We start from the raw sequence: 21,544 nt of genomic DNA, 5'->3' as shown, positions 1-21,544 counted from the left end.
TAAGTGGATTTTTGTATTTTAGAACCGTAATACCAACCTGATGAAAATTTTAAAATACCTTCTCTTTCTGTTTCTGATCGCCATTATCGGTTTTTCAGTATATGTCACCACCAAACCGGACCACTACAAAGTGGAACGCAGCAGACTGATCAATGCCCCTGAGAGCATGGTTTATAATTATATAGACGACTACCGGAAATGGCCGGAATGGTCCCCCTGGATGGAGCAGGATCCGGAGGCCCAACTCAATTTCAGCGACCCTTCTTCAGGAAAGGATGCGTATTACAGCTGGTCAGGGGAAGCCCTGGGGGAAGGGAATATGAAAACGCTCTACAGCACTCCGGATTCCCTGATGCAAAAGATCAGTTTCATTAAGCCCTATGAATCCGAGGGTGACGTTTACTGGATCCTGGAGAAAAAAAAGATGGGCATAGAGGTGACCTGGGGTATGGAAGGCCGACTGAGTTTCATGGAAAAAGCCTATATGTTTTTTCAGGGTAAAGATATGGAAGGCCTGATCGGACCGGATTATGAAAGGGGACTTCTGAACCTGGACGATAAGCTCCATGAGGAAATGTCGCAGTACAAGATCGAATTTAAAGGACTTACCGAGTACGGCGGCGGATACAACCTGTACCAATCGGTTGCATGTCCTATAGATGATGCGGACACACAGATCAGCAGGCTTCTGGAAGAGATCGGATCCTATATGGAACGTGAAAATATCAACCCGGCCGGTCCTCCTTTTGTGGCGATTGAGAAATGGGATCGCGCAACCAATGCCGCCCTGCTCACGGTTCACATTCCGGTTCGCGATATGACCAATGTAGCCTCGGGAAGCACAGTAATGGCCGGATATCAGGAGAAAGGCCCCTATTACAAAACCATACTCGAAGGCGATCATAAGAACCTTCAGGAAGCTTATGAAAAGACCATGTTCAACATGGAGAAACTCGACATCACCATAGACCAGGATCGTGTTCCTTTTGAAGTTTTTGCCAAAGGCCCCGACAGTTCCGACAATCCTGCCGATTGGATCACAGAGATCTACGTTCCTGTGGCACCCTCAATTGAATAATCTGAAATGCAGTAGACCTTGCAAACCCTCAAAGCACTCATCCTTGTTTTTATCGGTGGCGGCGCCGGAAGTGCCCTGCGTTACCTGCTTTCAAAATGGCTCAATCCGCTGATCGCCCACTTCTATATAGGCACTTTCAGCGTGAATATTATCGGCTGCCTGGTCATCGGATTGATCTCGGGTTGGGTAGTGCGCACCAACTACCTCGACCAAACCATTGGTTTGCTGCTCATAACCGGATTCTGTGGTGGGTTCACCACCTTTTCCACTTTTTCCCTGGAGAATCTCGAGATCCTTAAAAGCGGTGAACTGAACTCCTTTTTTCTCTACAGCCTGATGAGCCTTATCACCGGAATTGCTGCGGTCATGGGAGGCATTTGGTTAAGCAGGGTGATCGCCTGAGTACTTCTGGATTATTTAACTCTCCATAACAATACCCTTAAATTTTAGGGGTATTTATTAACAAAAGCGTATTTTTTTCAACCGTACCCCCTATTTTTTTGGGTTGGTATTGAAATATGTATAGTTTTACTAGAGTAAAATCATATTATTTCATGAAAAAAGTTGAAGCCATTATTCGTAAATCCAAGTTCGATGAGGTTCGCGATGCCCTTCACGAGGTGGGTGTTAATTTTTTCAGCTACTGGGATGTCACCGGGGTTGGAAATGAGAAAAAAGGCCACGTATATCGCGGGGTAAGTTACAGTACGGCCGATATTCAGCGGCGGTACCTTTCCATTGTGGTGAACGATGATTTCCTGGAACCCACGATCAACGCCATCCTGGAATCTGCAGGCAGCGGCACGGTAGGCGATGGAAAGATCTTCGTTTCGACCATCGAAGAGGCTTATCGCATCAGAACAAAAGAAAAAGGAGGCTCATCACTTAATTAAAATTGCATTGAAATGGAAAACCTGTTAACCACCAATAACGTATGGATGATGATATGCACTGCCCTGGTATTTTTTATGCACCTGGGATTTGCATTTTTAGAGATCGGACTTACCCGAAAGAAGAATGCGATCAACATTCTCTTTAAGAACGTATTCATTATCACCTCGGGACTGCTGCTTTATGCCCTGATGGGTTTTAACCTGATGTACCCGGGAGAGTTTAATGGCTTTCTCGGATTTGCCGGTTTTGGATTACAAGCTCCCGTAGCCGGAGGCACCTTAGATCTGGCATACAATTCAGGATACACCTACTGGACCGATTTTCTATTCCAGGGAATGTTTGCTGCCACGGCCGCAACCATCGTATCCGGTGCTGTAGCCGAACGCATGAAGCTGCTCCCTTTTATGATCTTCACGATTATTTATGTAGGCCTGGTCTATCCGATAGCCGGATCCTGGAAATGGGGCGGCGGATTTCTGGATGAGATGGGATTCTATGATTTTGCAGGATCCACCCTGGTGCACTCTGTAGGCGGATGGGCTGCCATTGTAGCGATTGCCCTGCTGGGGGCGCGAATTGGAAAATTCAGAGCCGACGGAAGCCTTGGTGCCATCCCGGGACATAATATACCTTTGGCCATGGCCGGGGTTATCATTCTATGGTTAGGCTGGTTCGGATTTAACGGAGGTTCAGTGCTCTCTGCCGACCCTTCTGCCACATCCCTGGTACTGGTAACCACATGTCTTGCAGCAGCAGCAGGAGGCGTATGCGCTTCCATGCTCTCAACCTTCCTGTACAAGAATATGGATCTCACCATGTTTCTCAACGGGATCCTTGGAGGACTGGTAGGTATTACCGCAGGGGCGGATGTTATGAGTCCGGGAGATGCGATTGCCATTGGCGCCATCGCCGGATGCATCATTGTCCTGGGCGTATCCCTGATAGACCGGATTAGACTTGACGATCCTGTGGGAGCCGTAGCCGTTCACCTGATCTGTGGTATCTGGGGAACGCTTGCCGTGGGTATATTTGGCGCAAAAGCCGGATGGACGCAGTTCCTCGCCCAATTAGGAGGCGTGGCTACCTATGCTTTGTTCTGTACCGGATCTGCCTTTATTATCATTTACAGCCTGAAAAAAACCATGGGGATCAGGGTTAGTCAGCAGGAAGAGCTGGACGGACTGGATACTCACGAACACGGTATGGAAGCCTATGAAGAGGGACTGGATGCCACCTATGCTGACCTCAGCGTAGAGCACTCCAGGTAGTATAAACATTTATTTGCACAAGTAAAGAGCAGCCTTCTGGGCTGCTCTTTATATTTACTGTTCTTCTGCAACCCGTTCTCCGGCCTTTACAGCCACATCCAGATGATTCTCCCTGGGCACCAGGGGGCAGGAATATTTTGGGTTGTATGCACAATAGGGATTGTAGGCCTTATTAAAATCAAGGGTTAACCGGTTCCCCTCGGGGACTTCCAGATCCAGGTACCTGCCTCCACCGTAGGTTTGCTCCCCATTGGTCTGATCTGTAAACGGAAGAAAAAGATAATTTTCGTATCCGGGCTCCGTGAGCATTGGATCCTGGTACACCTTCAGGCTCAGATGCCGCCCTTGGAGGGTGAACCGTAAAACTCCAAATACCCTTTGCTTCACTTCCCTGTCGGTGGTAGTAGGCATGGAAGTAAGCTCAGTCGAATGAGAAAGCTCCAGGGTAGCCTCTACCTTATAAGTGGTATCTACCGGAAAATAGGGCAGACCCGTAAATTCATCCAGGTCTGCTGCTATCAGGGGAGAACTCCCCGCTTCTGCAAACTTTTTATCCTTTTCGGCCCTGAGGGCAGCAATTTCTTCCGGGTAAGAAGTACCGGCCTTCATTTCCTGTTCCTCCTGTACACCTGAATCGTCATGATAACGCTTATCCGATTTACAGGAAACCACCAATGCTATCCATATAAAAAAGGCCAATCTGATCATGGTTCAATTATTTTGACCTCAAAAATACTACATATCCTTCTTTTTCATAGTTTTGAGGAGGATAAGGAGGTCAATTCTTTATGGTATGTTCCGGAATACCCTCCCTTTGAAAAAACTTATACCGTACCCAAATACGAATTCGGAAACCCGGCAAAAAGGCCGGGTTCTTTGATTTTCCCAAGGGAAAAAATTATGAATTTCATTCTCAGACATTACATCCATTCGTTCTCCGGACTTTCGAAAGAGGTCTGGTGGCTGGCCCTGATCACCCTGATCAACAGGGCAGGAACCATGGTGATCCCTTTTCTCTCCCTCTACCTCTCGGAAAGCCTCTCCTTTAGCCTGGAACATATTGGCTGGGTAATGAGCGCCTTCGGACTGGGCTCCCTTATCGGGTCCTGGTTGGGAGGTAAGCTCACCGATACCATAGGGTATTATAAGGTTATGTACTCCAGTCTTCTCCTGTCCGGGATAGGTTTTATCGGCTTGCAGTACATTACAGGGTTTTGGGGCATATGCACCGGAATTCTTGTGGTGATGGTTGTAGCTGATATGTTCCGCCCTGCCGTATTTGTAGCCCTTACAGCATACAGCAAGGTAGAAAACAGAACGCGCTCGGTAAGCCTTATACGCCTGGCGATAAACCTGGGGTTTTCTGCAGGTCCCGCAGTTGGGGGACTTATCATTGCCCAACTGAGTTACGGGGGACTGTTCTGGGTTGATGGAATAAGCTGTATCATTGCCGGGATTCTGCTGCTTAAGATCCTTGATCCCCGCCGGTCAAAAGTACTGGAATCCCAAAGCACCGAATACAACAATATCAGTCCTTATAAAGACCGAAGCTATTTGCTTTTCCTGGGAGCCACCTTTCTTTTCGGATTTATATTTCTTCAGTACTTTTCAACGGTGCCTCTTTTTTACAAACAGGTGCATGGCTTAAAGGAAAGCAGTATCGGACTTCTGCTGGCCATGAACGGGTTTCTGATCTTCCTCCTGGAAATGCCCCTGATCAAATTTTTGGAAGCCCGCAGCCATTCTGCCGTTCAAAACATCATTTTTGGGATCTTTCTCACCATATGCAGTTTCGCCATACTTAATCTTGGGTCCTGGTCCGGGGTATTGGTTATAGGAATGCTGCTGGTAACCGTCGGGGAAATGATTGCCTTTCCATTTTCCAATGCCATTGCGCTGCAGATGGCTCAAAAAGGAAAACAAGGGGCCTATATGGGGCTGTATACCATTGCCTTTTCTCTCGGACATCTTTTCAGTCATAATTCCGGGATGCAACTCATTAGCTGGAAAGGCTTCACCTACACCTGGTATTTTATGGCAGGGCTTGGATTGCTGAGCATGTTCATGTTCCTTGCGTTAAGGAAAAAACTCTCACACACCGCATCCTGAATACAAACGGTTTTCCCCACGGGAAAATCAGGAAAATATCATGAGGCATTCTTCACCAACAATTAACGTATATTTATACTTTCCATTATGAGTGGCATTGCCACTGCCGAGTGGCATCAGGCCGCAACCTGGTGAATACTTCCGGCTGAGGATGGAGCGCAAACCCAAATACTTTAAAAATGCTGAGACCCATTTCCTTTCTGTTCCTTCTCTCTTTTCTCATCCATTCCTGTTCAGTTGAACCCACCCCTCAATTCGATCTACTTCTTACCAATGTAAGGATCATAGACGTTATCGAAAACAGCACCTCCGCCCCTATGAAAGTTGGTATTAATGGGGATACCATAGCTATGGTGGCCGATATGGACAGCAACCTGGTAACTACTGCTAAAGTGCAGGTGGATGGAAAAGGGCAGTATCTGATGCCCGGACTTTGGGATATGCATGTGCACTTCCGGGGTGGCGACACCATGATTACAGAGAATAAGGCATTGCTTAAGATGTTCCTAAATCACGGTGTAACCACTGTCAGGGATGCCGGAGGCGATATTACCACGGCCATCCTGGAGTGGAAGAAGGAAATAGCAATGGGAAATCTCGAAGGCCCCGACATCTTCACTTCAGGCCCTAAACTCGATGGAGAACGCCCGGCCTGGCCCGGATCACTCAGGGTAACCAGCCCGGAAGAAGTGTCTGCTGCACTCGACTCTTTAGAGCGGCTCGGAGTTGATTACGTGAAGATCTATGACGGCTCCCTTCAGGAGGATATCTATTACGAGATCATTAAACAAGCGGAGTCCAGAAACCTGAAGGTGACCGGCCATATGCCTATGAGTGCAGACCTAATTAAGGCCTATAACCTGGGACTGGACGGAATAGAACACCTCTATTACGTGCTTGGGGTAAGTTCTCCTTCAGGAGACAGCATCCGACGGCTGAGTAACGGCTACGGGAGCCTTCCGGCATTGATAGACAGTTTTGATCCTGAAACTGCCCAACAGGCTTTTGAAACCCTGGTCAAAAAGGAGTTTTACGCCACTCCCACAATGCATATCGGCAAGGTTTTAAAAGACCTCCGAACCCGGGATCACAGCCAGGACTCGCTTTTATCTCAAATGGGAGATCACATCCGAAAAACTTATGCACGAAGAGAATCCGGGGCAAAAAGCAGGAGTGATGAACAACAGGAATACACAGAAAAACGCTTTCAGTTATTTAAAGAACTTATTCAACCCATGCACGCGGCTGGCATTACCCTGCTTGCCGGATCTGATTGTGGTGCATATAATTCCTATGTATATCCGGGAGCCTCTCTTCAGGAAGAGCTCATGCTGTTAACCCAGGCAGGATTGTCACCTGCAGAATCCCTGGCAACTTCGATCATCAATGGTCCGCAGTTCTTCGGACTTCAAACTGAATACGGAACGATACAGGAAGGAAAGAAGGCACATATGCTTCTGTTACAGAAAAATCCCCTCGAAGATATCGGGAATATCAAATCGATAGAAAAGGTGATCAAGGGACAAAAAATACACCCCCTGAAATCCTCTGAAAATGGAACAAAAGAAAAGGGGTGATATCACCCCTTCTCCTGTTTATATTTTAACACCCTATTTTACTTTTTTTCCGCCCAGCCAGGTCTGCAACACCTGTATTCCGGGAACTTCCTCCAGGGGCACTTCCATGATATTCTTATCAAGAACAATAAAGTCAGCGAACTTCCCCGGCTCTATACTTCCCTTTTCCGTTTCTTCGAAGTTCGACCATGCAGCCCATAATGTCATTCCCTTCAGGGTTTCTTCCCTTGTAAGGGCATCTTCCGGCTGGAAACCACCCTCAGGATATCCCTGGAGATCTTTTCTGGCCACTGCGGCATAAAATGTAAGGAAGGGACTCACCTGCTCAACCGGAAAGTCAGTTCCAAGCGCAACCATTCCGGATTCTTCAAGGAGCTTCCTGTTAGCATATGCTCCCTTCATACGTTCAGCACCTACCCGGTCTTCGGCCCAGTACATATCACTGGTAGCATGCGTAGGCTGTACCGAAGGAATGATATTTCGGGAGAAATAATGCATGTCTTCAAGGTCCACGATCTGTGCGTGCTCGATCTTCCATCTGCGATCGTCCCCATCATTTAATACCTTATCGTAGGCTCGGAGTACGGCTACATTCGCCGAATCGCCAATAGCATGGGTATTCATCTGAAATCTGGAAGCAGCCAGCTTAGAAGCCAGCGCCTCAATGTCTGCAACAGGGGTAACCATGGCGCCGAAATGACCCTCGTGATCGCTGTATGGAGCTTTCATAGCAGCACCCCTGGAACCCAGAGCTCCATCTGCATACACTTTTACGGAGCCCACATGAAGCTTCTCTGTCTTCAGAACACCCTGTTCAAGGTAGTAATCCACATCTTCAGCATTATTACTGATCATGGCATAGACGCGCATATCCAGGTCTCCTGATTTCTGCAAACTATCAATAAGAGAAATGGTCTCCCGGTTGAGTCCAGCATCGTTAACGGTGGTTAAGCCGTAATCGAAACAGATTTGCTGCGCCGCCTTAAGTGCATCGATCTTTGTGCTCTTATCGTAATCGGGAATAATGGCATCGATCATTGCCATAGGGTTATCGATCAGGACGCCTGTAAGCTCCCCGTTCTCTTGTATGATCGCTCCCCCTTCTACCTGGGTGGCACTGTTAATGCCTGCCATATCCAGGGCTCTTTGATTCACCAGGTATGCATGGCCGTCTACCCTTTCCAGGATCACTGGGGTCTCAGGAAACAATTCATCCAAACGTTCCTTATGGGGAAAGGCCTTTAAGGCCCAGTCGTTTTGATCCCATCCCCGACCCAGAATAAAGGGCACATTCTTTTCTTCCTGGAAGGCCACTACCCGCTGCAGTACCTCCTCGTAGCTTTGGGTGACATTCAGGTCAACCCGAAGCTGATTTAAGCCCAGGTTGTAAAAATGACAGTGGGCATCAATGAATCCGGGAACAATGGTCTTTCCCCCGGCATCCACTACTTCTTTTGCTCTGAACCGCTCGAGAATATCGTCAGAACTTCCTACATCCAGAAACCTTCCATCGGCAACAACAAAAGCAGAGGCCTGTGACTGGAGAGAATCAACGGTATAGATTTTGGCATTATGAACAATGAGGTCTACCTGTTCCTTTTCTTCACAAGCGAGAAGCAACAGCAATGTACTCAATAAGATAAATCTGAATTTCATAGTAAGAGAATATGGTTAGTATATCTTCTAACAAAAATACTATTCTTTTTCAAAGGATACCCCCGAAAACCCTTAATGCCCTCAAAAGATGTTTTTACCTTTGTACCCCGTAAACATCATGAATGAAAAAGGTATTTCGTTTTCTCAAAAGTTTTCACTTTCTCAAAGGCTTACTGATCAGCAGCAGTGCCCTGCTTGCGCTCTTACTGTCATACCTGTTCTTCGATATCAATACAGGTATTGGTATGGCTTTCGGGGTACTTATAGTTTCCATGAGCGATATTACCGGGTTGCGACGGCACCGGGTTGGAGGCATGTTCGTTGCCCTGTTCCTGGGAGTTCTCAATTACATTCTTATTCAGCTCAGCAAAGATACCCTCTGGATACTTTACCCTGTTACGGCGATTTGTGTTTTTGCGAGCAGCTACCTCTCCATCTTTGGATTTCGCGCTTCCCTGGTGTCTTTTGCGTCTCTTTTGGGGATCGCTGTCAGTTTTGCCAGGCCTGTGCCACTAGACAGGGTAGATAATGTCGCGCTATACATCATTCTCGGTGGGCTCTGGTACATGGGCATTGCTTTGCTTATCGACCTGATCACACCCCCTGTGCTGCGCAATGAGCTTCTCAATACCGGTATCCGGAAAACTGCGGATTTCCTGAAATTCAACATCAAACAGATACAAGACCCCAAAGACCGGTTCAGTATTAAACGTATGAACGAACTGCAGGTAAGTCTTACCGAACTTCACGAGCAACTCAGAAACGAACTTTTAACCAGGGAGGCCCTTCAGGGAATTGGAGGCGATCAGAGAAAACAACTCCTAGCCACCGCAGAGCTGATTGACCTGTTCGAGGTGATCGTAGCCCAGATGAAGGAGCATAATCACGAACGGCCTGCTAAAAATAGTTATCTGGAGGCTTTGAACACCATCTGTTCCTTCCTCGAACACAGTGCCAATAACCTCTTTCATCTTTCCCACCAGGAGGACGGCACGAACGCAACTACCGAAGAAAGCCGGCAATTAAGTTATAAATGCCAGGCTGCCATTGAAAATTTCAAGACAGAAGTATCTGTCTCAACATATACAGAAGCAATTATTTACCTGAGAAACCTGCACGATTATGCGCTGGAAATCGATGAAAAGGTAGATTGTATAACGCGGTTTCTGTCCGAATCGGAAAACAGCAGTGGCGATAAAGATATCACAGAGAAGGAAAAATTTTTAACACGGCAAACTTATGAGCCCTTGTTATTCTTGCAGCACCTCAGCCTGAAGTCACCTATATTCCGGCATTCCCTGCGACTGGTTTTTGCGATTCTTATCGGGATGATCACAGGACAGGTATTTTCCCTGCCACAAACCTACTGGATCCTGCTGACCATATTCGTAATTATGCGCCCGGCATATTCGTTAACCAAACAGCGGTCAAAGCAACGTACAGCTGGCACCATTCTGGGTGCAGGTATAGCCGCGATCCTTATTTTCCTGTTCAGGGGGCAGCTCCCTCTCATCCTGTTTACTTATATCACACTTACCCTGGCCTTTACCTATGTCCAGCAAAATTACAGGACCTCGGCAACTTTTGTAACGATAGCCATCATCCTGATCTATGTACTGCTTACTTCCGATCCTTACGGCGTTATCCAGTACCGAATCATTGATACGCTTATCGGAGCCGGGATTGCCTTGCTAACCAATTACCTGATCCTCCCCTTCTGGGAATACAGACAGATCAGTGCTATCCTGCTGAACTATCTGGCAGCCGAACAAAATTACCTGGAAAGCATCAGGGAATCTTACATCCTGAAAGGACAAACCACTACCCGGTACCGGCTGGCCAGGAAGGAAGTGTTCCTGATGATGTCGCAGTTAAATTCTGCCTTTCACCGGTTACTTCAGGAACCGAAGTCAAGGCAAAAGGGGGCCGCAAAACTGCAGGAATTGGTGAGCACCTCCCAGGACCTGTTATCGGCCACTGCGGCCATGGGTACCTACATACAGATACACCCGACCTCTGAAGCCAGTATCCATTTCAATATCTATATTACCGGAACGCTTAACACCCTGAAAAAAGCTGCCAACCTGATCGAGCCGGGGTCTCATCGATTAGAGGAAATGGAAGGCACGGTGGAGGAAGCCAGAAAGGCCCTCATTGTGCATTACCACGTCCTTAAGGATAAACTTAAACGTATGGAAAATGCGGGCACCACAGAATTTAATGCCAGTTTTCGAGAACATATCAAAGAAGCCAGAATTCTCTCCGAGCAGCTGGAATGGATCTATCGTTTAAGTGTCAGGCTGTATTCTGACATGGAGCGCTATCTGGAAGCTCATTATCCCGATTAACCGAAATGGCCGATGAAACTACAGGTCAAATTTATAGGAAGCTCCCGCCAACACCTGAAATCCCTGTACCGGGAAATTATTCCAGCGGGCGTATTCATTATTACTGATATTATTGAGACGAACGAATGCTGCAAGAGGTTTGGAAACCTGGTAAGACAAACGGGCATTAATATCAAAGTAACTGTCTATGGTTACCACTTCCGGATCCAGTAAGGTTCTGTTGTCTATAAGATCCTTCCGGTCTCCCACAAAGAAAACATTTGCTCCTGCGAGCCACTTTTCGCCCAGTTTGTAATCCATAGTCAAAGTTCCTGTGAGCGAAGGCAGGTTCCACGCTTCTGCCTCGTCCTGAGTGTTATAATCCATAACTTCTCCCCGTAACCCCAGGTGAAAGTCGGAATTCACATCCAGGTTTAATTCGGCTGCAACAGTGAGGGTTTTCACATCATCATACACCACACCAAAGGAATTCCCGTATTCATACCCCTGGGTTAACTGTCCGGCCTGTTCGGGATTAGATCGAAATAACGGCATTGCATTACTCGCCTTATAGCCCCCCTTAAGATTATAGCCCAGGTTAGGCAATAACCGTCCTTTAACCCCTACATAGGCATTGTACTGCATATCGGTAGGCTGGATATTCTGGGTAGGAGAAAGAAAGGGATTTTCTCCCACAAGGTCGTGGTAATTGGTCTGGATCAATTCTCCTTCCAGGCCGCCGTACGGAATAATATATTCTTCGATAAGGCGGTAAGATGCAGAAACTCTTGGATACAGGAAGAAATCATGATCTGCATTTTGTATATCAAAATTATAATACAGGGCCGCTCCCAGGTTTACTGTAAGGTCATCACTGAGAATTTCCAGTCCTGGGGAAAGATGCGTCATCAGATTGCTGTAGGCAAGATCATCCGTATTGGCATAGTTTCTCTCGAAACTGCCGTTGAGGTAATCTACTCCAAAGTCCAGGGTTACCCTTTCTGTGGAGATCGGAAGCTCCATAGCAGCCTTCAGAAGGGCCCGGTTCTCCCCGGAACTGAACCGATCCGAAAATCTTCGTACCTGGAACTCCCCTTTTTTAAAGAAGGAGCGTTCAAAACCTATGTCTCCGCCCAATTCGGCAGTAAGGTAGGACTGGCGTTCGGCGATCTGGTTAATTTCGGTTTCAGAAAAGATATCCGGAATACCATACCAATTATAAACCTGATGCTGGAAGCCCCCCATGACCCCCCAATCCATATAATTATCCTTCATTCTGTATCCTGCATCTATCCTGCTGTTAAAATACCTGTCGTCCAGGTTCACCGCATCCAGTCCGCCCTGAGAAGAAGTGTGATTCACCGCCAGGTCGAATCGCTGATCGCGGCTGATGGTAAAACTGGTATAGGCATCCAGGTCGGCTGCTGTATAATTCCCTAACGCCAGGGCTACATAGGAGTTAAAGAGCTCTTCTCCGGGTTCTTTTTTGAGCACCGTGGCCTTTCCTTTGGCAGGGGTAAAAGTCGAGGCCACCGGCACCGAAAAGATGGTGTACTCCACCTTTTTCTTTGTCGTGGTCACAGAGTCTTCCAAAACAGGAAGTTTTTGAATCTTCACGGCCTTATTTACCGTGGGATCAAAAGCCTTGACCACATTTACAACCTCAGTACCCACACCTTCCTTCTCCTGGGCATAAGTTCCGGCATAGGAGAAAAAAAGAAGGGATCCTGAAAACAATAATTTATGACTAAAACGCATAGGATTAGCAGCGATATTCTTGATGATCTTTTTCATGGCAATGCTTTTATTTCTGTTCCGGGGCTGAAGTAGTATTCTTTAGTGCTTCCTGAGACCTTATCTTTTCCAGCTCCAGACCGGCCGCTTCGGTAATCTCCGGAAACTGCGAAAAATTTTTAATAACGTTTTCAAGAATGTAGGTGGCCTGAAAGGCATCACCCAGGGCATAGAAGTTCTTCGCCATCAATACCAGACCTTTAGCGCCGATCTCCTTATAGGAAGCATAGTCTTTTGCCAGTTTCTGGGCTGCGGTATTGGAGGCTTCGTAATTCCCATCCTTTTGTTTAAAGAAGGCGTCATAGTACAGGGCTTCTGCCGCCAGGGACCCGGTGGCCACTTTCGCCACTTCCCCATAGGCTTGTCTTGCTCTGGCCTCGTTACCCGTTTCCAGGGCAGACCGCGCTATAACGATCCACGCGTCACCCTTGATACGGTCGTCGATACCGTTCTCAGCAAGTACCTTCTCGGCATAGGCCAGAGCTTCCTGATATTGCTTAAGTTCATAATGGGCCTTCATAAGATTGGAACGGGCAAACATTATATTTTGCGGATAGTTGGCTTCCTGTTCCAGTCGCTTCAAATAAGGGATAGCCCTTGCATTTTCTCTTTGTTCAAGATAGATATCCGCTACCCTGGAAAGGGAAGGCTCGTTGAATTCGGCTCCTGCCGAATTGGCTACAAATTCATAATGTTCAAGAGCTCCCGCCTTATCGTCAGTTTCATAGCGCATCTCTGCCAGGTAATAATGTGCCTTAACGTGATGAATCCCTTTAGGGAACTGGCCAAGGTAAGACTCCATGGCCTTAATCCCCCTGGAGAAGTTCTTCTCCGCATAATGGCGCTCGGCCGATTCAAAGGAGGCATTATCCAGCTCCTCATTAGAGACATCCACAAAATCCAGTTCCCGCACCCAGTTGGCGTATTCATTCACACGACCCTCATCGACATAAATTAGTTTTGCCGTTGCCACCGCCTGCATGGCCTCCTCTGAGCCCTGGTATTTCTGAACCACAGTATTAAATCGCTCCAGTGCTTTACTGTTTTGCCCTCCGTTGTAATATACCAGCCCTTCCTTAAGAATTGCTTTGGGGACCAGGGAGCTCATAGGGTATTCGGATACCATCTTACGATAAGCCCTCACCCCTTCATCCTCACGGTTGCTGTTCACATACGTATTCCCCATTTCGTAAAGTGCATCGTCTTTCAGGGTGGAATTAGGAAAGGCACCTACAAATTCATTTAAAGCCTTGATCTTATCTTCTGTCCTGTTCACAAAACCATAGGACACTGCTTTCTGGTAGGCCGCATAATCTGCTCCCCTGCCGCCCAGTGAGATCACCTTATTATAGGCTTCCATCGCAGGCCAGTATTCCCGGTTAACGAACCTTGAATCGCCTAACCTGAGGTAAGCATCCTTAAGCTGTTCTCCTTCTCCTCTACCTGTGTTCACGAAATCCTGGAAATGCCCAGAGGCATTGGTATAATCTTTCTGGTTAAAATATGCGTACCCCAGGTTGTAATCGACATCCCCGTACTCTGAGGTGGTTCGGGCTCCGGGCAACATCTTAAATTGTTTATATCCAATAACGGCCGAATTGTAATCCTGGGCAAGGTAATCCGATTCTGCCTTCCAGAAGGTAGCCCTTGCAGTGATCAGGTCGTTCTGTGGTTCTTCCAGTGCTTTCTCAAAATACTCCCGGGCCTCTGAGAATCGTTCCTCGGTATACAATTCAAGCCCGTAATAAAAAGCCACCTTCTGGTATGCCGATTTACTGCCATAGGACCGGTTCTTGCGCAACAGCTCCAGGGCCGCCTCATAATTACGCGAGGTGATAAAGGAGTCTACCAGAAGACCTCTGACCTCCTCCCCGTGTTCACTTTCGGGATACTTCTCCAGGTAAGCAGTGAGCACTTCCGGAACACTCTCATACGGGTTCCCGATCTCATAGCTCAGCCTGGCGTAATTAAGCCAGGCATCTTTACTGATGGTGGCATTAAAATCCATTTGAGCTGCATTTCTGAATGCATTGAGAGCTTCCTGTTTTCTGTTAGTGCGCAGATAGCATTCCCCGAGGTGGTAATAGGCGTTCTGAGCTACACCATTGCTACCCTCTGTGATCTTATTGAATTCCGAAATTGCCTCTTCATAAAGTCCTTGCTTGTAATACACATATCCCAATTGGTAATAATCGGTCAGGGTCCATTGCCCGCGACTTCCTTTATAGGCCTTCAGGTACGGCAGGGCTGCCTGGTATTCCTGTTTATTAAAATAACTCTCTCCAATGATCTTGTTGAGTTGAGAGATCTCTTTCCTGTCGGCTTTGGGCAACTGTTCCTTTGCCAGAGCAATGGCCTTATCAAAATTACCGAGTTTAAAGTTCATATCGGCCTGGTAATACGACAGGTTAGAACTTAATTCAGGATCGGAGGAGACTTGTTCAAAGTACTGGTTAGCCTGGTTATAATCATCAGACTGATAGGCCATATACCCAATATAATATTTAGCCTGAGATCCGAATTTTGAGGATGTAGACACCCGCTCGAGGTATTTCTGAGCCTCTCCGTATTTCCTGGAGGCAAATAGCGCATATCCCTTTTTAAAGTTAAAGGATTCGCGTTCGCCTCTGTTTATTCCCTGTTCTTCTACCCGGCTGTACCAGGGAAGAGACTGGGCATACTTACCGTGTTTAAAGTAATAATCGGCAACATCCATAAAGGCCGAATTGCGCTTTACAGACGTCGGATAGGTATTCACAAAATCTTCCATGAGCTTATCGGCACCCAGTTGATTCAACCGGATGGCGGCATTGGCATTGTAATACGAGGCATTGGCTTTGACTTCCGGATCGTCCGTCTTCTCCTTAACCCTTTGAAAAATTGCCTGGGCGGCCTGGTATTGTTTATTGTTATACAATTCCAAAGCTTCCTGGTATTCCCGATCTTCATAGGTATATATTCTGGATTGCTGTGCAAAAAGCGGCATCAAAAAAAGACACAGCATACAACCAAAGAGATGACGAAGTACACGCATAAGAAGGTTTTAAGTTGAGTGATCTGAAACTAATAACAAACATACTAATAACGCAGCAAATTCCCGTTAATTATATGGATCGCCGGGAATTTATGGATTAAAAAAGAGGAACAGGTAAGGCCTGACGATTATTCTAATCAACCCGTCATTTTATTCCTACATAACATGCACCTGATCATGCATGTTCGATACGATCTTCAGGCCCTCCACTGGAGCTCCCTTCCAATTCCCTGATCTGCAATGGATTTATCACCTTACCTCTATCCTTACAGAAATTCCATGCTTATAACCATTGCAGATTATTGCATTCTGAAAACTGGCGACTATGAAAACACGATCAGAAGTCCTTATATTTACCGGGAACAAATCTACCATCATGAACGAAGTCATTCTTGAATTACGGGACGTTGCCATATACCAGAGAGAAAACCTGGTATTGAGCGATATCAATCTGAGCATCAACAAAGGCGAATTTGTTTACCTTATCGGAAAGACAGGGAGCGGAAAGAGTAGTTTTATGAAAACACTTTACGGAGACCTCCCCCTTACCCAGGGCTCGGGAGAGATCGTAGACTTTGATCTCCGCACCCTTAAGGAGAAAGACATTCCGTTTTTAAGAAGAAAGCTCGGCATCGTATTTCAGGACTTCAAACTCCTTCCCGACCGCACCATCTACGACAACTTGCTTTTCGTACTAAAGGCCACCGGATGGACCAGCAAGGAACTTATAGATAATAAGATAGATGAGGTTCTCAAAAAAGTAGGGATGGCAACCAAAGGCTTTAAATATCCCCATCAGCTCTCCGGGGGAGAACAGCAGCGTGTAGCCATCGCAAGGGCATTGCTCAACGATCCTGAACTGATCCTGGCAGATGAACCCACCGGAAATCTTGACCCACAGACCAGCGTAGAAGTGATGAAGGTGCTAAAAGAAATTAACAATAGCGGGCGAACCATTCTTATGGCTACCCACGATTATGCGCTCCTGCTTAAATTCCCTTCGAAAACCCTTAAATGTGATGGTAGTAAGGTATTTGAAGTGGTTCAGAAAAGTGTGTAACCCTGGTAATTTAAACTCCCTCCTCCCATTCCGGAGAATCATTTTATGTAAATACCCATTAATCCCGTATTTTTAAGGAATCGTTTTTAAAAATATCAGGATATATGCAAATTCTTGGCATTGATGTAGGTGGGTCCGGAATAAAAGGAGCTATAGTTGACCTTAAAAAAGGTAAAATGCTTACTGAACGTTACCGGATACCCACACCCCGACCCGCCACCCCTGCTGCCGTTACCCATGTTATAGAAAAGATCGTAAAACACCACAAATGGAAAGGCCCTGTAGGTTGCGGATTCCCAACTGCTATCAAGAACGGCGTTTGCCAGACGGAGAGTAATCTGCACAAACAATGGGTAGGTGTCAATGCTGAAGATTACTTCAGTGAATCTATCGGACTCCCCTTTAAGGTGATCAATGATGCCGATGCTGCTGCCCTGGCCGAAATGGATTTCGGTGCCGGAAAAAACAAAAAAGGACTGGTACTGGTGATCACCCTGGGTACCGGAATAGGATCGGGTGCATTTTTCAACGGCGTACTGATCCCTAATTTTGAATTGGGACAGGTGCACTTCAGAGAATATGAAAAGATCGAGCATTACGCAGCAAATTCTGCAAGAAAACAACAGGAACTCAGTTTTAAAAAATGGGGGAAACGAATCAACAAGGTGCTCGACTATTACAATTTACTCTTCTCTCCCGATCTGTATATTCTTGGTGGCGGCGGAGCAAAATACCTGCCTGAAATAGAAGAATATTTAAAAATCACTGTACCCGTGATCCCGGCAAAGACCCTTAATGAAGCCGGAATTATCGGTGCTGCCCTCGCAGGAAAGGAATTGTTGTAGAGAGTATAGAGTGGTGAATGGTGGATGGTGAATTATAGCATCTGAAATTGAGATTTTTAGTTAAAACATATTAGAACAATTTAGTAGTATAACTATATAACCGATCAACTATCATGGACATCGAACTTAAAGACATGCCTCAAAAGGAGATCATTCCGGGGTTTCACGGAAGGATGGTGCACACTCCAAAAACCACCATAGCGTATTGGGAAGTGGAAGCCGGAGCAGAGATTCCCGAGCACAGCCATTATCACGAACAGATCATGCAGGTTACTGAGGGAGAATTTGAACTCACTGTAGACGGCGTTAAAAGAATCTATGGCCCCGGCACCGTGGTTTACCTGGAGCCTCATATCACTCATGGCGGCAAGGCTATTACCCCTTGTAAGATTACAGATATCTTTTGTCCACCCCGGGAAGAATACCAATAGAAATGAAAATCGATCTGACAGGAAAACATGCCCTTGTAGGGGGCAGCAGCAAGGGTATAGGAGAAGGCATAGCCAGGGAATTGGCCAGGTCGGGCGCCTCTGTTACCCTAATGGCCAGAAGTGAGGATAAACTAAACAACCTCCTTCATCAACTGGAAAAGCGGCCCGGCCAGCAACACCGGTATATCTGTACCGATATGGCCGACCTGGAACGCTATAAAAAGGATATCCGGGAATTCGTAAAAAGTTATCCTGTAGATATTTTGGTAAACAACACCCCTGGTCCGCCGCCGGGCTTCGTCACCGAGGTGAATGATGAGGATTACGGAACGGCTTTCGACCTGCTCTTCCGCACTATTTGCTTTACCACCATGGAAGTGGTTCCTCACATGAAAGAAAAAGGCTTCGGGCGCATCATCAATGTGACCTCTGTAACAGTGAAAGAACCCAAGCCTGAACTGGTGCTCTCCAATACCATAAGAGCCTCCATCATAACCTGGTCAAAATCACTTTCCCAGGAACTGGGCCCTCATGGCATCACGGTAAATTCCATATTGACCGGTTATTTCGATACAGAGCGACTCGAAGAAGTGAATCGCAAAAAATCGGAACGCAGCGGTAAAAGCATGGTAACACTCCAAAAAGAAATGGCCGATCAGAATTCGCTGCACCGAATCGGTGAACCCCGGGAATACGGTTACCTGGTCAGCTTTCTGGCTTCCGACAAGGCTGCCTACCTTACCGGAACAGCGATTCCCCTGGATGGAGGATACCTTAAAGGCGTTTAGATCTGCTCTTAGTTTATAAATGGATATTTCCTGAAATGGAAGCATAAAAACAAATGAACTGGATACTGTTAATCATCGCCGGACTCTTTGAAGTAGCCTTTGCAGCCTGCCTTGGAAAGGCAAAAGAAGTATCAGGAACGGAAGCCGCCTGGTGGTATACAGGCTTTTTGATCTGTTTGTCAGTTAGTATGCTCCTGTTAGTCAAGGTAAGCCGCGAACTACCCATTGGTACTGCTTATGCCGTATGGACGGGAATCGGAGCCGTCGGAACCGTGTTGGTAGGTATTATATTTTTTAAAGAACCCGCTACATTTTGGCGACTGTTCTTTATTTCGACTTTGATCGCTTCGATCGTCGGACTTAAACTTGTCTCTAACTGAGACCTTTAAGGATATAAAGGAGATTCCCTTAAAAAATGATATCCAGCACCCCTACGGTGCCTGTCATTTTTTTTGCAGGTCATGCATTTTCAGCAAAAAAAGTTAACAACCATTAAACCGTTGCGTTGTGAAGAATCAGACTAAAATCATCCGTACCAACGCCTCCCACCCTGACTTCCTGGGCCTCGTGGAGAAACTGGATGCTTATCTGGCGATTACAGATGGGGAAGAACACGCCTTCTACGATCAGTTCAATAAGTTAAATGCCATACGCCATGTAGTGCTGCTTTATATTGAAGGTGAGGCAGTAGCTTGCGGAGCCATTAAGGAATTTAATGAATCCACTGTAGAGATCAAAAGAATGTATACCAGGGAAGCGCATCGCGGTTACCGTCTGGCCCCATTAGTACTTGAGCAACTGGAAGAATGGGCCCTGGAATTGGGATACCGCCGCTGCATCCTGGAAACCGGTTTAAGACAAACGGCTGCCATCAGGCTTTATGAACGTTGCGGGTACACACAAATGCCCTGTTACGGCCAGTATACCAACATGGCCAACAGCCGGTGTTATGAAAAAAAGCTCTCCACGGTACCCTAGAAATACTTCCGAAGTATGCTTTAATCGGGGTAGGCATCGTAGAACACCTGCAAAAGTCTTTCGCGAATATTCATACTGTAGATCCCGGAATGACTTCTGAAGGGATATACGCGATTGGAAAGAAACACAAATACCCACTCCCCTTTCGGGTCGGCCCAGACAAAGGTGCCTGTAAACCCGGAATGCCCGAAACTTTCCTGGCTGGCACCCGGCGCGGGATAGGCATCTTCTATACCCTTTCCTTTATTATTGAGTAAAGGTTTATCAAATCCCAGTCCGCGGCGATTCCCATTTTCAGGATACTGCACCCGGGTGAATTCATTCACCGTTGCCCCGGAAATGACCTGGTTATTCCCGAACCGGCCATCCTGTAAATACATCTGCATAAGCCTGGCCAGGTCTTCTGCTGTACCAAATAATCCGGCATTTCCTGATAGGCCTCCCATCAGGCTCGCATTTTCATCATGCACCCTTCCCCTGATCAAGGAATTGCGAAAAACTGTATCCCTTTCGGTGGGTACGATCAATTGTTCCGGATACCAACCCTCAGGGACAAACATCAGGGAATGCGCTCCTATGGGTTCATAGATGGTCTTGCGAACAAACGTTCGATAGGAGGTATCCGTGCTATTTTCTATGAGTTCGGGGTATAATAAAAAGGAGAGTCCGGAGTACTTATACTTTTTTTCATCCTGAACAGCAGAGCGGTCTATCGCCTTATACATGGCGTCCTTAAATTTCCGGGACAGAAAAAGACTGTCGGTGATCTTCACGGGAAATTTGGGACTATACTCCTTTCTTATGTAGCGCTTTCTGAACTTTCCGTTGTTTCTTTTTAGGTAATTTACGAAAACAATGTAGGGGTGCAACCCGGCCTGGTGTGCAAGGATCTCCCGTAGGGTAAGGTCACGTTTATCATCAACCCCGGCCCAGGAGGTCCAATATGTACTGAAGGGCACATCCAGGTCGAGCTTCCCTTCATCCACCAGCTTCATCAACCCGGGTAATGCTCCAGCTATTTTGGTTACCGACGCCAGGTCGTAGAGGTCATTTCTCCCTACAGGCACCAGGCTGTCATAAGTATGAAATCCGTAAGCCTCATGAAAGAGCATCTGGCCGTTCTTTACTACCATAAGCTGCGCACCGGGAAAGGCCTCCCCGCTTATGCCCTCCTCCATAATGGCCTTTACCTGTTGATGAATGGGGACCAGGGAAGGGTCTTCAAATATGGTCAAAGGAGTAACATTGACATCATTTTCCAGGGAGTGCTGGGCAAATCCGAAATGCAGAAGAAAGAGGAATAACAATGAACAGAAAAATACGGGTCTCATGTGTCAAGAATTGGAGCCCTAAAGTAAGAAAAATAACCTCGAGGTTACAAGCTGTTTGCTGGTTAATGGGGCAGTTTGGAGTGGGGAGTCGGGAGTAGTTAGTCGGGAGTCGGGAGCTTGCCATCCCTTCCCGAAGGAAATCCTGCCTGTGCGAAGCACGGTAGGTCGGGAGTAGAGAGTACCAGTTGTACTTGTAACTTGTAACCTGTACCTGGTCACACTTCCCCCATCACACATCACTTTAGGTCATAAAAAAACCCTCACCATTTTCATGATGAGGGTTTCAAAGAAGGCGGCGACCTACTCTCCCACTTTCGTAGTACCATCGGCGCTGACGGGCTTAACTGCTCTGTTCGGAATGGGAAGAGGTGAGC

The 21,544-nt window shown here is 46.8% G+C and carries 18 protein-coding genes and 1 rRNA gene; 13 read left to right on the top strand and 6 right to left on the bottom strand.

The window, feature by feature from the left end:
* Window positions 1-40: 40 nt before the first annotated feature.
* The 4 genes from K7R11_RS11300 (at window position 41) to K7R11_RS11285 (ending at window position 3,240) form a co-directional block, all read left to right on the top strand.
* Window positions 41-1,078 (top strand): SRPBCC family protein, encoded by a 1,038-nt coding sequence (locus K7R11_RS11300; protein ID WP_224490848.1) that lies wholly within the window; start codon window positions 41-43, stop codon window positions 1,076-1,078.
* Window positions 1,079-1,096: 18 nt separating this feature from the next.
* Entirely contained in the window at window positions 1,097-1,480 is a 384-nt protein-coding gene (gene crcB / locus K7R11_RS11295) for a fluoride efflux transporter CrcB (RefSeq protein WP_224490847.1), read from the top strand.
* 152 nt (window positions 1,481-1,632) lie between these two features.
* Window positions 1,633-1,971 carry a P-II family nitrogen regulator gene (locus K7R11_RS11290; protein WP_224490846.1) on the top strand — a complete coding sequence of 113 codons (339 nt, stop codon included), beginning with the start codon at window positions 1,633-1,635 and terminating at the stop codon, window positions 1,969-1,971.
* Window positions 1,972-1,983: 12 nt separating this feature from the next.
* A complete protein-coding gene (locus K7R11_RS11285; protein WP_224490845.1) occupies window positions 1,984-3,240 on the top strand; it encodes an ammonium transporter in 1,257 nt (418 codons plus the stop codon).
* A 54-nt stretch (window positions 3,241-3,294) separates the two neighbouring features.
* On the opposite strand, the gene K7R11_RS11280 is transcribed toward K7R11_RS11285, so the two are convergent.
* Window positions 3,295-3,948, bottom strand: coding sequence for a DUF1684 domain-containing protein (locus K7R11_RS11280; protein ID WP_224490844.1), 654 nt, complete (start codon window positions 3,946-3,948; stop codon window positions 3,295-3,297).
* A 192-nt stretch (window positions 3,949-4,140) separates the two neighbouring features.
* On the opposite strand from K7R11_RS11280, the gene K7R11_RS11275 reads away from it, so the two are divergent.
* Window positions 4,141-5,349 carry an MFS transporter gene (locus K7R11_RS11275; protein ID WP_224490843.1) on the top strand — a complete coding sequence of 403 codons (1,209 nt, stop codon included), beginning with the start codon at window positions 4,141-4,143 and terminating at the stop codon, window positions 5,347-5,349.
* A gap of 179 nt (window positions 5,350-5,528) precedes the next feature.
* The gene (locus K7R11_RS11270; protein WP_224490842.1) at window positions 5,529-6,926 is read left to right on the top strand and encodes an amidohydrolase family protein; all 1,398 of its coding nucleotides are present in this window, start codon (window positions 5,529-5,531) and stop codon (window positions 6,924-6,926) included.
* Window positions 6,927-6,959: 33 nt separating this feature from the next.
* Here the strand turns inward: K7R11_RS11270 and K7R11_RS11265 are convergent, their stop codons facing one another.
* Window positions 6,960-8,582, bottom strand: a complete 1,623-nt coding sequence (locus K7R11_RS11265) for an amidohydrolase (protein WP_224490841.1) — start codon at window positions 8,580-8,582, stop codon at window positions 6,960-6,962.
* A 122-nt stretch (window positions 8,583-8,704) separates the two neighbouring features.
* Between K7R11_RS11265 and K7R11_RS11260 the strand changes: the two genes are divergently transcribed.
* Window positions 8,705-10,930: an FUSC family protein gene (locus K7R11_RS11260; RefSeq protein WP_224490840.1), complete on the top strand. Its 2,226-nt coding sequence runs from the start codon at window positions 8,705-8,707 to the stop codon at window positions 10,928-10,930.
* Window positions 10,931-10,948: 18 nt separating this feature from the next.
* Here the strand turns inward: K7R11_RS11260 and K7R11_RS11255 are convergent, their stop codons facing one another.
* Both K7R11_RS11255 and K7R11_RS11250 read right to left on the bottom strand, forming a co-directional pair.
* On the bottom strand, window positions 10,949-12,703 hold the full coding sequence (locus K7R11_RS11255; protein WP_224490839.1) for a TonB-dependent receptor: 1,755 nt from the start codon (window positions 12,701-12,703) through the stop codon (window positions 10,949-10,951).
* A 10-nt stretch (window positions 12,704-12,713) separates the two neighbouring features.
* Complete coding sequence (locus tag K7R11_RS11250; RefSeq protein ID WP_224490838.1) at window positions 12,714-15,737, bottom strand: tetratricopeptide repeat protein; 3,024 nt, start codon at window positions 15,735-15,737, stop codon at window positions 12,714-12,716.
* 376 nt (window positions 15,738-16,113) lie between these two features.
* On the opposite strand from K7R11_RS11250, the gene K7R11_RS11245 reads away from it, so the two are divergent.
* The 6 genes from K7R11_RS11245 to K7R11_RS11220 all read left to right on the top strand — a co-directional run bounded on the left by K7R11_RS11245 (window position 16,114) and on the right by K7R11_RS11220 (window position 19,839).
* Window positions 16,114-16,797 (top strand): cell division ATP-binding protein FtsE, encoded by a 684-nt coding sequence (locus K7R11_RS11245; RefSeq protein ID WP_224491200.1) that lies wholly within the window; start codon window positions 16,114-16,116, stop codon window positions 16,795-16,797.
* Window positions 16,798-16,901: 104 nt separating this feature from the next.
* Window positions 16,902-17,642: a polyphosphate--glucose phosphotransferase gene (gene ppgK / locus K7R11_RS11240; protein WP_224490837.1), complete on the top strand. Its 741-nt coding sequence runs from the start codon at window positions 16,902-16,904 to the stop codon at window positions 17,640-17,642.
* A 113-nt stretch (window positions 17,643-17,755) separates the two neighbouring features.
* Window positions 17,756-18,073 (top strand): cupin domain-containing protein, encoded by a 318-nt coding sequence (locus tag K7R11_RS11235; protein ID WP_224490836.1) that lies wholly within the window; start codon window positions 17,756-17,758, stop codon window positions 18,071-18,073.
* Window positions 18,074-18,075: 2 nt separating this feature from the next.
* Window positions 18,076-18,861 carry an SDR family oxidoreductase gene (locus K7R11_RS11230; RefSeq protein WP_224490835.1) on the top strand — a complete coding sequence of 262 codons (786 nt, stop codon included), beginning with the start codon at window positions 18,076-18,078 and terminating at the stop codon, window positions 18,859-18,861.
* A 53-nt stretch (window positions 18,862-18,914) separates the two neighbouring features.
* Window positions 18,915-19,241, top strand: coding sequence for a DMT family transporter (locus tag K7R11_RS11225; RefSeq protein WP_224490834.1), 327 nt, complete (start codon window positions 18,915-18,917; stop codon window positions 19,239-19,241).
* A 127-nt stretch (window positions 19,242-19,368) separates the two neighbouring features.
* Complete coding sequence (locus K7R11_RS11220; RefSeq protein WP_224490833.1) at window positions 19,369-19,839, top strand: GNAT family N-acetyltransferase; 471 nt, start codon at window positions 19,369-19,371, stop codon at window positions 19,837-19,839.
* A gap of 20 nt (window positions 19,840-19,859) precedes the next feature.
* On the opposite strand, the gene K7R11_RS11215 is transcribed toward K7R11_RS11220, so the two are convergent.
* Both K7R11_RS11215 and rrf read right to left on the bottom strand, forming a co-directional pair.
* Window positions 19,860-21,170 (bottom strand): serine hydrolase domain-containing protein, encoded by a 1,311-nt coding sequence (locus K7R11_RS11215; protein ID WP_224490832.1) that lies wholly within the window; start codon window positions 21,168-21,170, stop codon window positions 19,860-19,862.
* 287 nt (window positions 21,171-21,457) lie between these two features.
* Window positions 21,458-21,544, bottom strand: a 5S ribosomal RNA gene (gene rrf / locus K7R11_RS11210); the annotation flags it as partial.

It is taken from the genome of Robertkochia flava, from assembly GCF_020166515.1.
Classification (GTDB): Bacteria; Bacteroidota; Bacteroidia; order Flavobacteriales; family Flavobacteriaceae; genus Robertkochia; species Robertkochia flava.
This window is presented reverse-complemented; position numbering and strand designations above follow the sequence as displayed.

Bases quoted from the DNA above. Each gene is read 5' to 3' on its own strand.
- ppgK (WP_224490837.1), top strand. From the start codon at position 16,902: ATGCAAATTCTTGGCATTGATGTAGGTGGGTCCGGAATAAAAGGAGCT.
- K7R11_RS11290 (WP_224490846.1), top strand. From the start codon at position 1,633: ATGAAAAAAGTTGAAGCCATTATTCGTAAATCCAAGTTCGATGAGGTT.
- K7R11_RS11255 (WP_224490839.1), bottom strand. From the start codon at position 12,703: ATGAAAAAGATCATCAAGAATATCGCTGCTAATCCTATGCGTTTTAGT.
- K7R11_RS11260 (WP_224490840.1), top strand. From the start codon at position 8,705: ATGAAAAAGGTATTTCGTTTTCTCAAAAGTTTTCACTTTCTCAAAGGC.
- K7R11_RS11265 (WP_224490841.1), bottom strand. From the start codon at position 8,582: ATGAAATTCAGATTTATCTTATTGAGTACATTGCTGTTGCTTCTCGCT.
- K7R11_RS11280 (WP_224490844.1), bottom strand. From the start codon at position 3,948: ATGATCAGATTGGCCTTTTTTATATGGATAGCATTGGTGGTTTCCTGT.
- K7R11_RS11225 (WP_224490834.1), top strand. From the start codon at position 18,915: ATGAACTGGATACTGTTAATCATCGCCGGACTCTTTGAAGTAGCCTTT.
- K7R11_RS11215 (WP_224490832.1), bottom strand. From the start codon at position 21,170: ATGAGACCCGTATTTTTCTGTTCATTGTTATTCCTCTTTCTTCTGCAT.
- K7R11_RS11275 (WP_224490843.1), top strand. From the start codon at position 4,141: ATGAATTTCATTCTCAGACATTACATCCATTCGTTCTCCGGACTTTCG.
- K7R11_RS11250 (WP_224490838.1), bottom strand. From the start codon at position 15,737: ATGCGTGTACTTCGTCATCTCTTTGGTTGTATGCTGTGTCTTTTTTTG.
- K7R11_RS11270 (WP_224490842.1), top strand. From the start codon at position 5,529: ATGCTGAGACCCATTTCCTTTCTGTTCCTTCTCTCTTTTCTCATCCAT.
- K7R11_RS11235 (WP_224490836.1), top strand. From the start codon at position 17,756: ATGGACATCGAACTTAAAGACATGCCTCAAAAGGAGATCATTCCGGGG.
- K7R11_RS11230 (WP_224490835.1), top strand. From the start codon at position 18,076: ATGAAAATCGATCTGACAGGAAAACATGCCCTTGTAGGGGGCAGCAGC.
- K7R11_RS11285 (WP_224490845.1), top strand. From the start codon at position 1,984: ATGGAAAACCTGTTAACCACCAATAACGTATGGATGATGATATGCACT.
- K7R11_RS11300 (WP_224490848.1), top strand. From the start codon at position 41: ATGAAAATTTTAAAATACCTTCTCTTTCTGTTTCTGATCGCCATTATC.
- K7R11_RS11245 (WP_224491200.1), top strand. From the start codon at position 16,114: ATGAACGAAGTCATTCTTGAATTACGGGACGTTGCCATATACCAGAGA.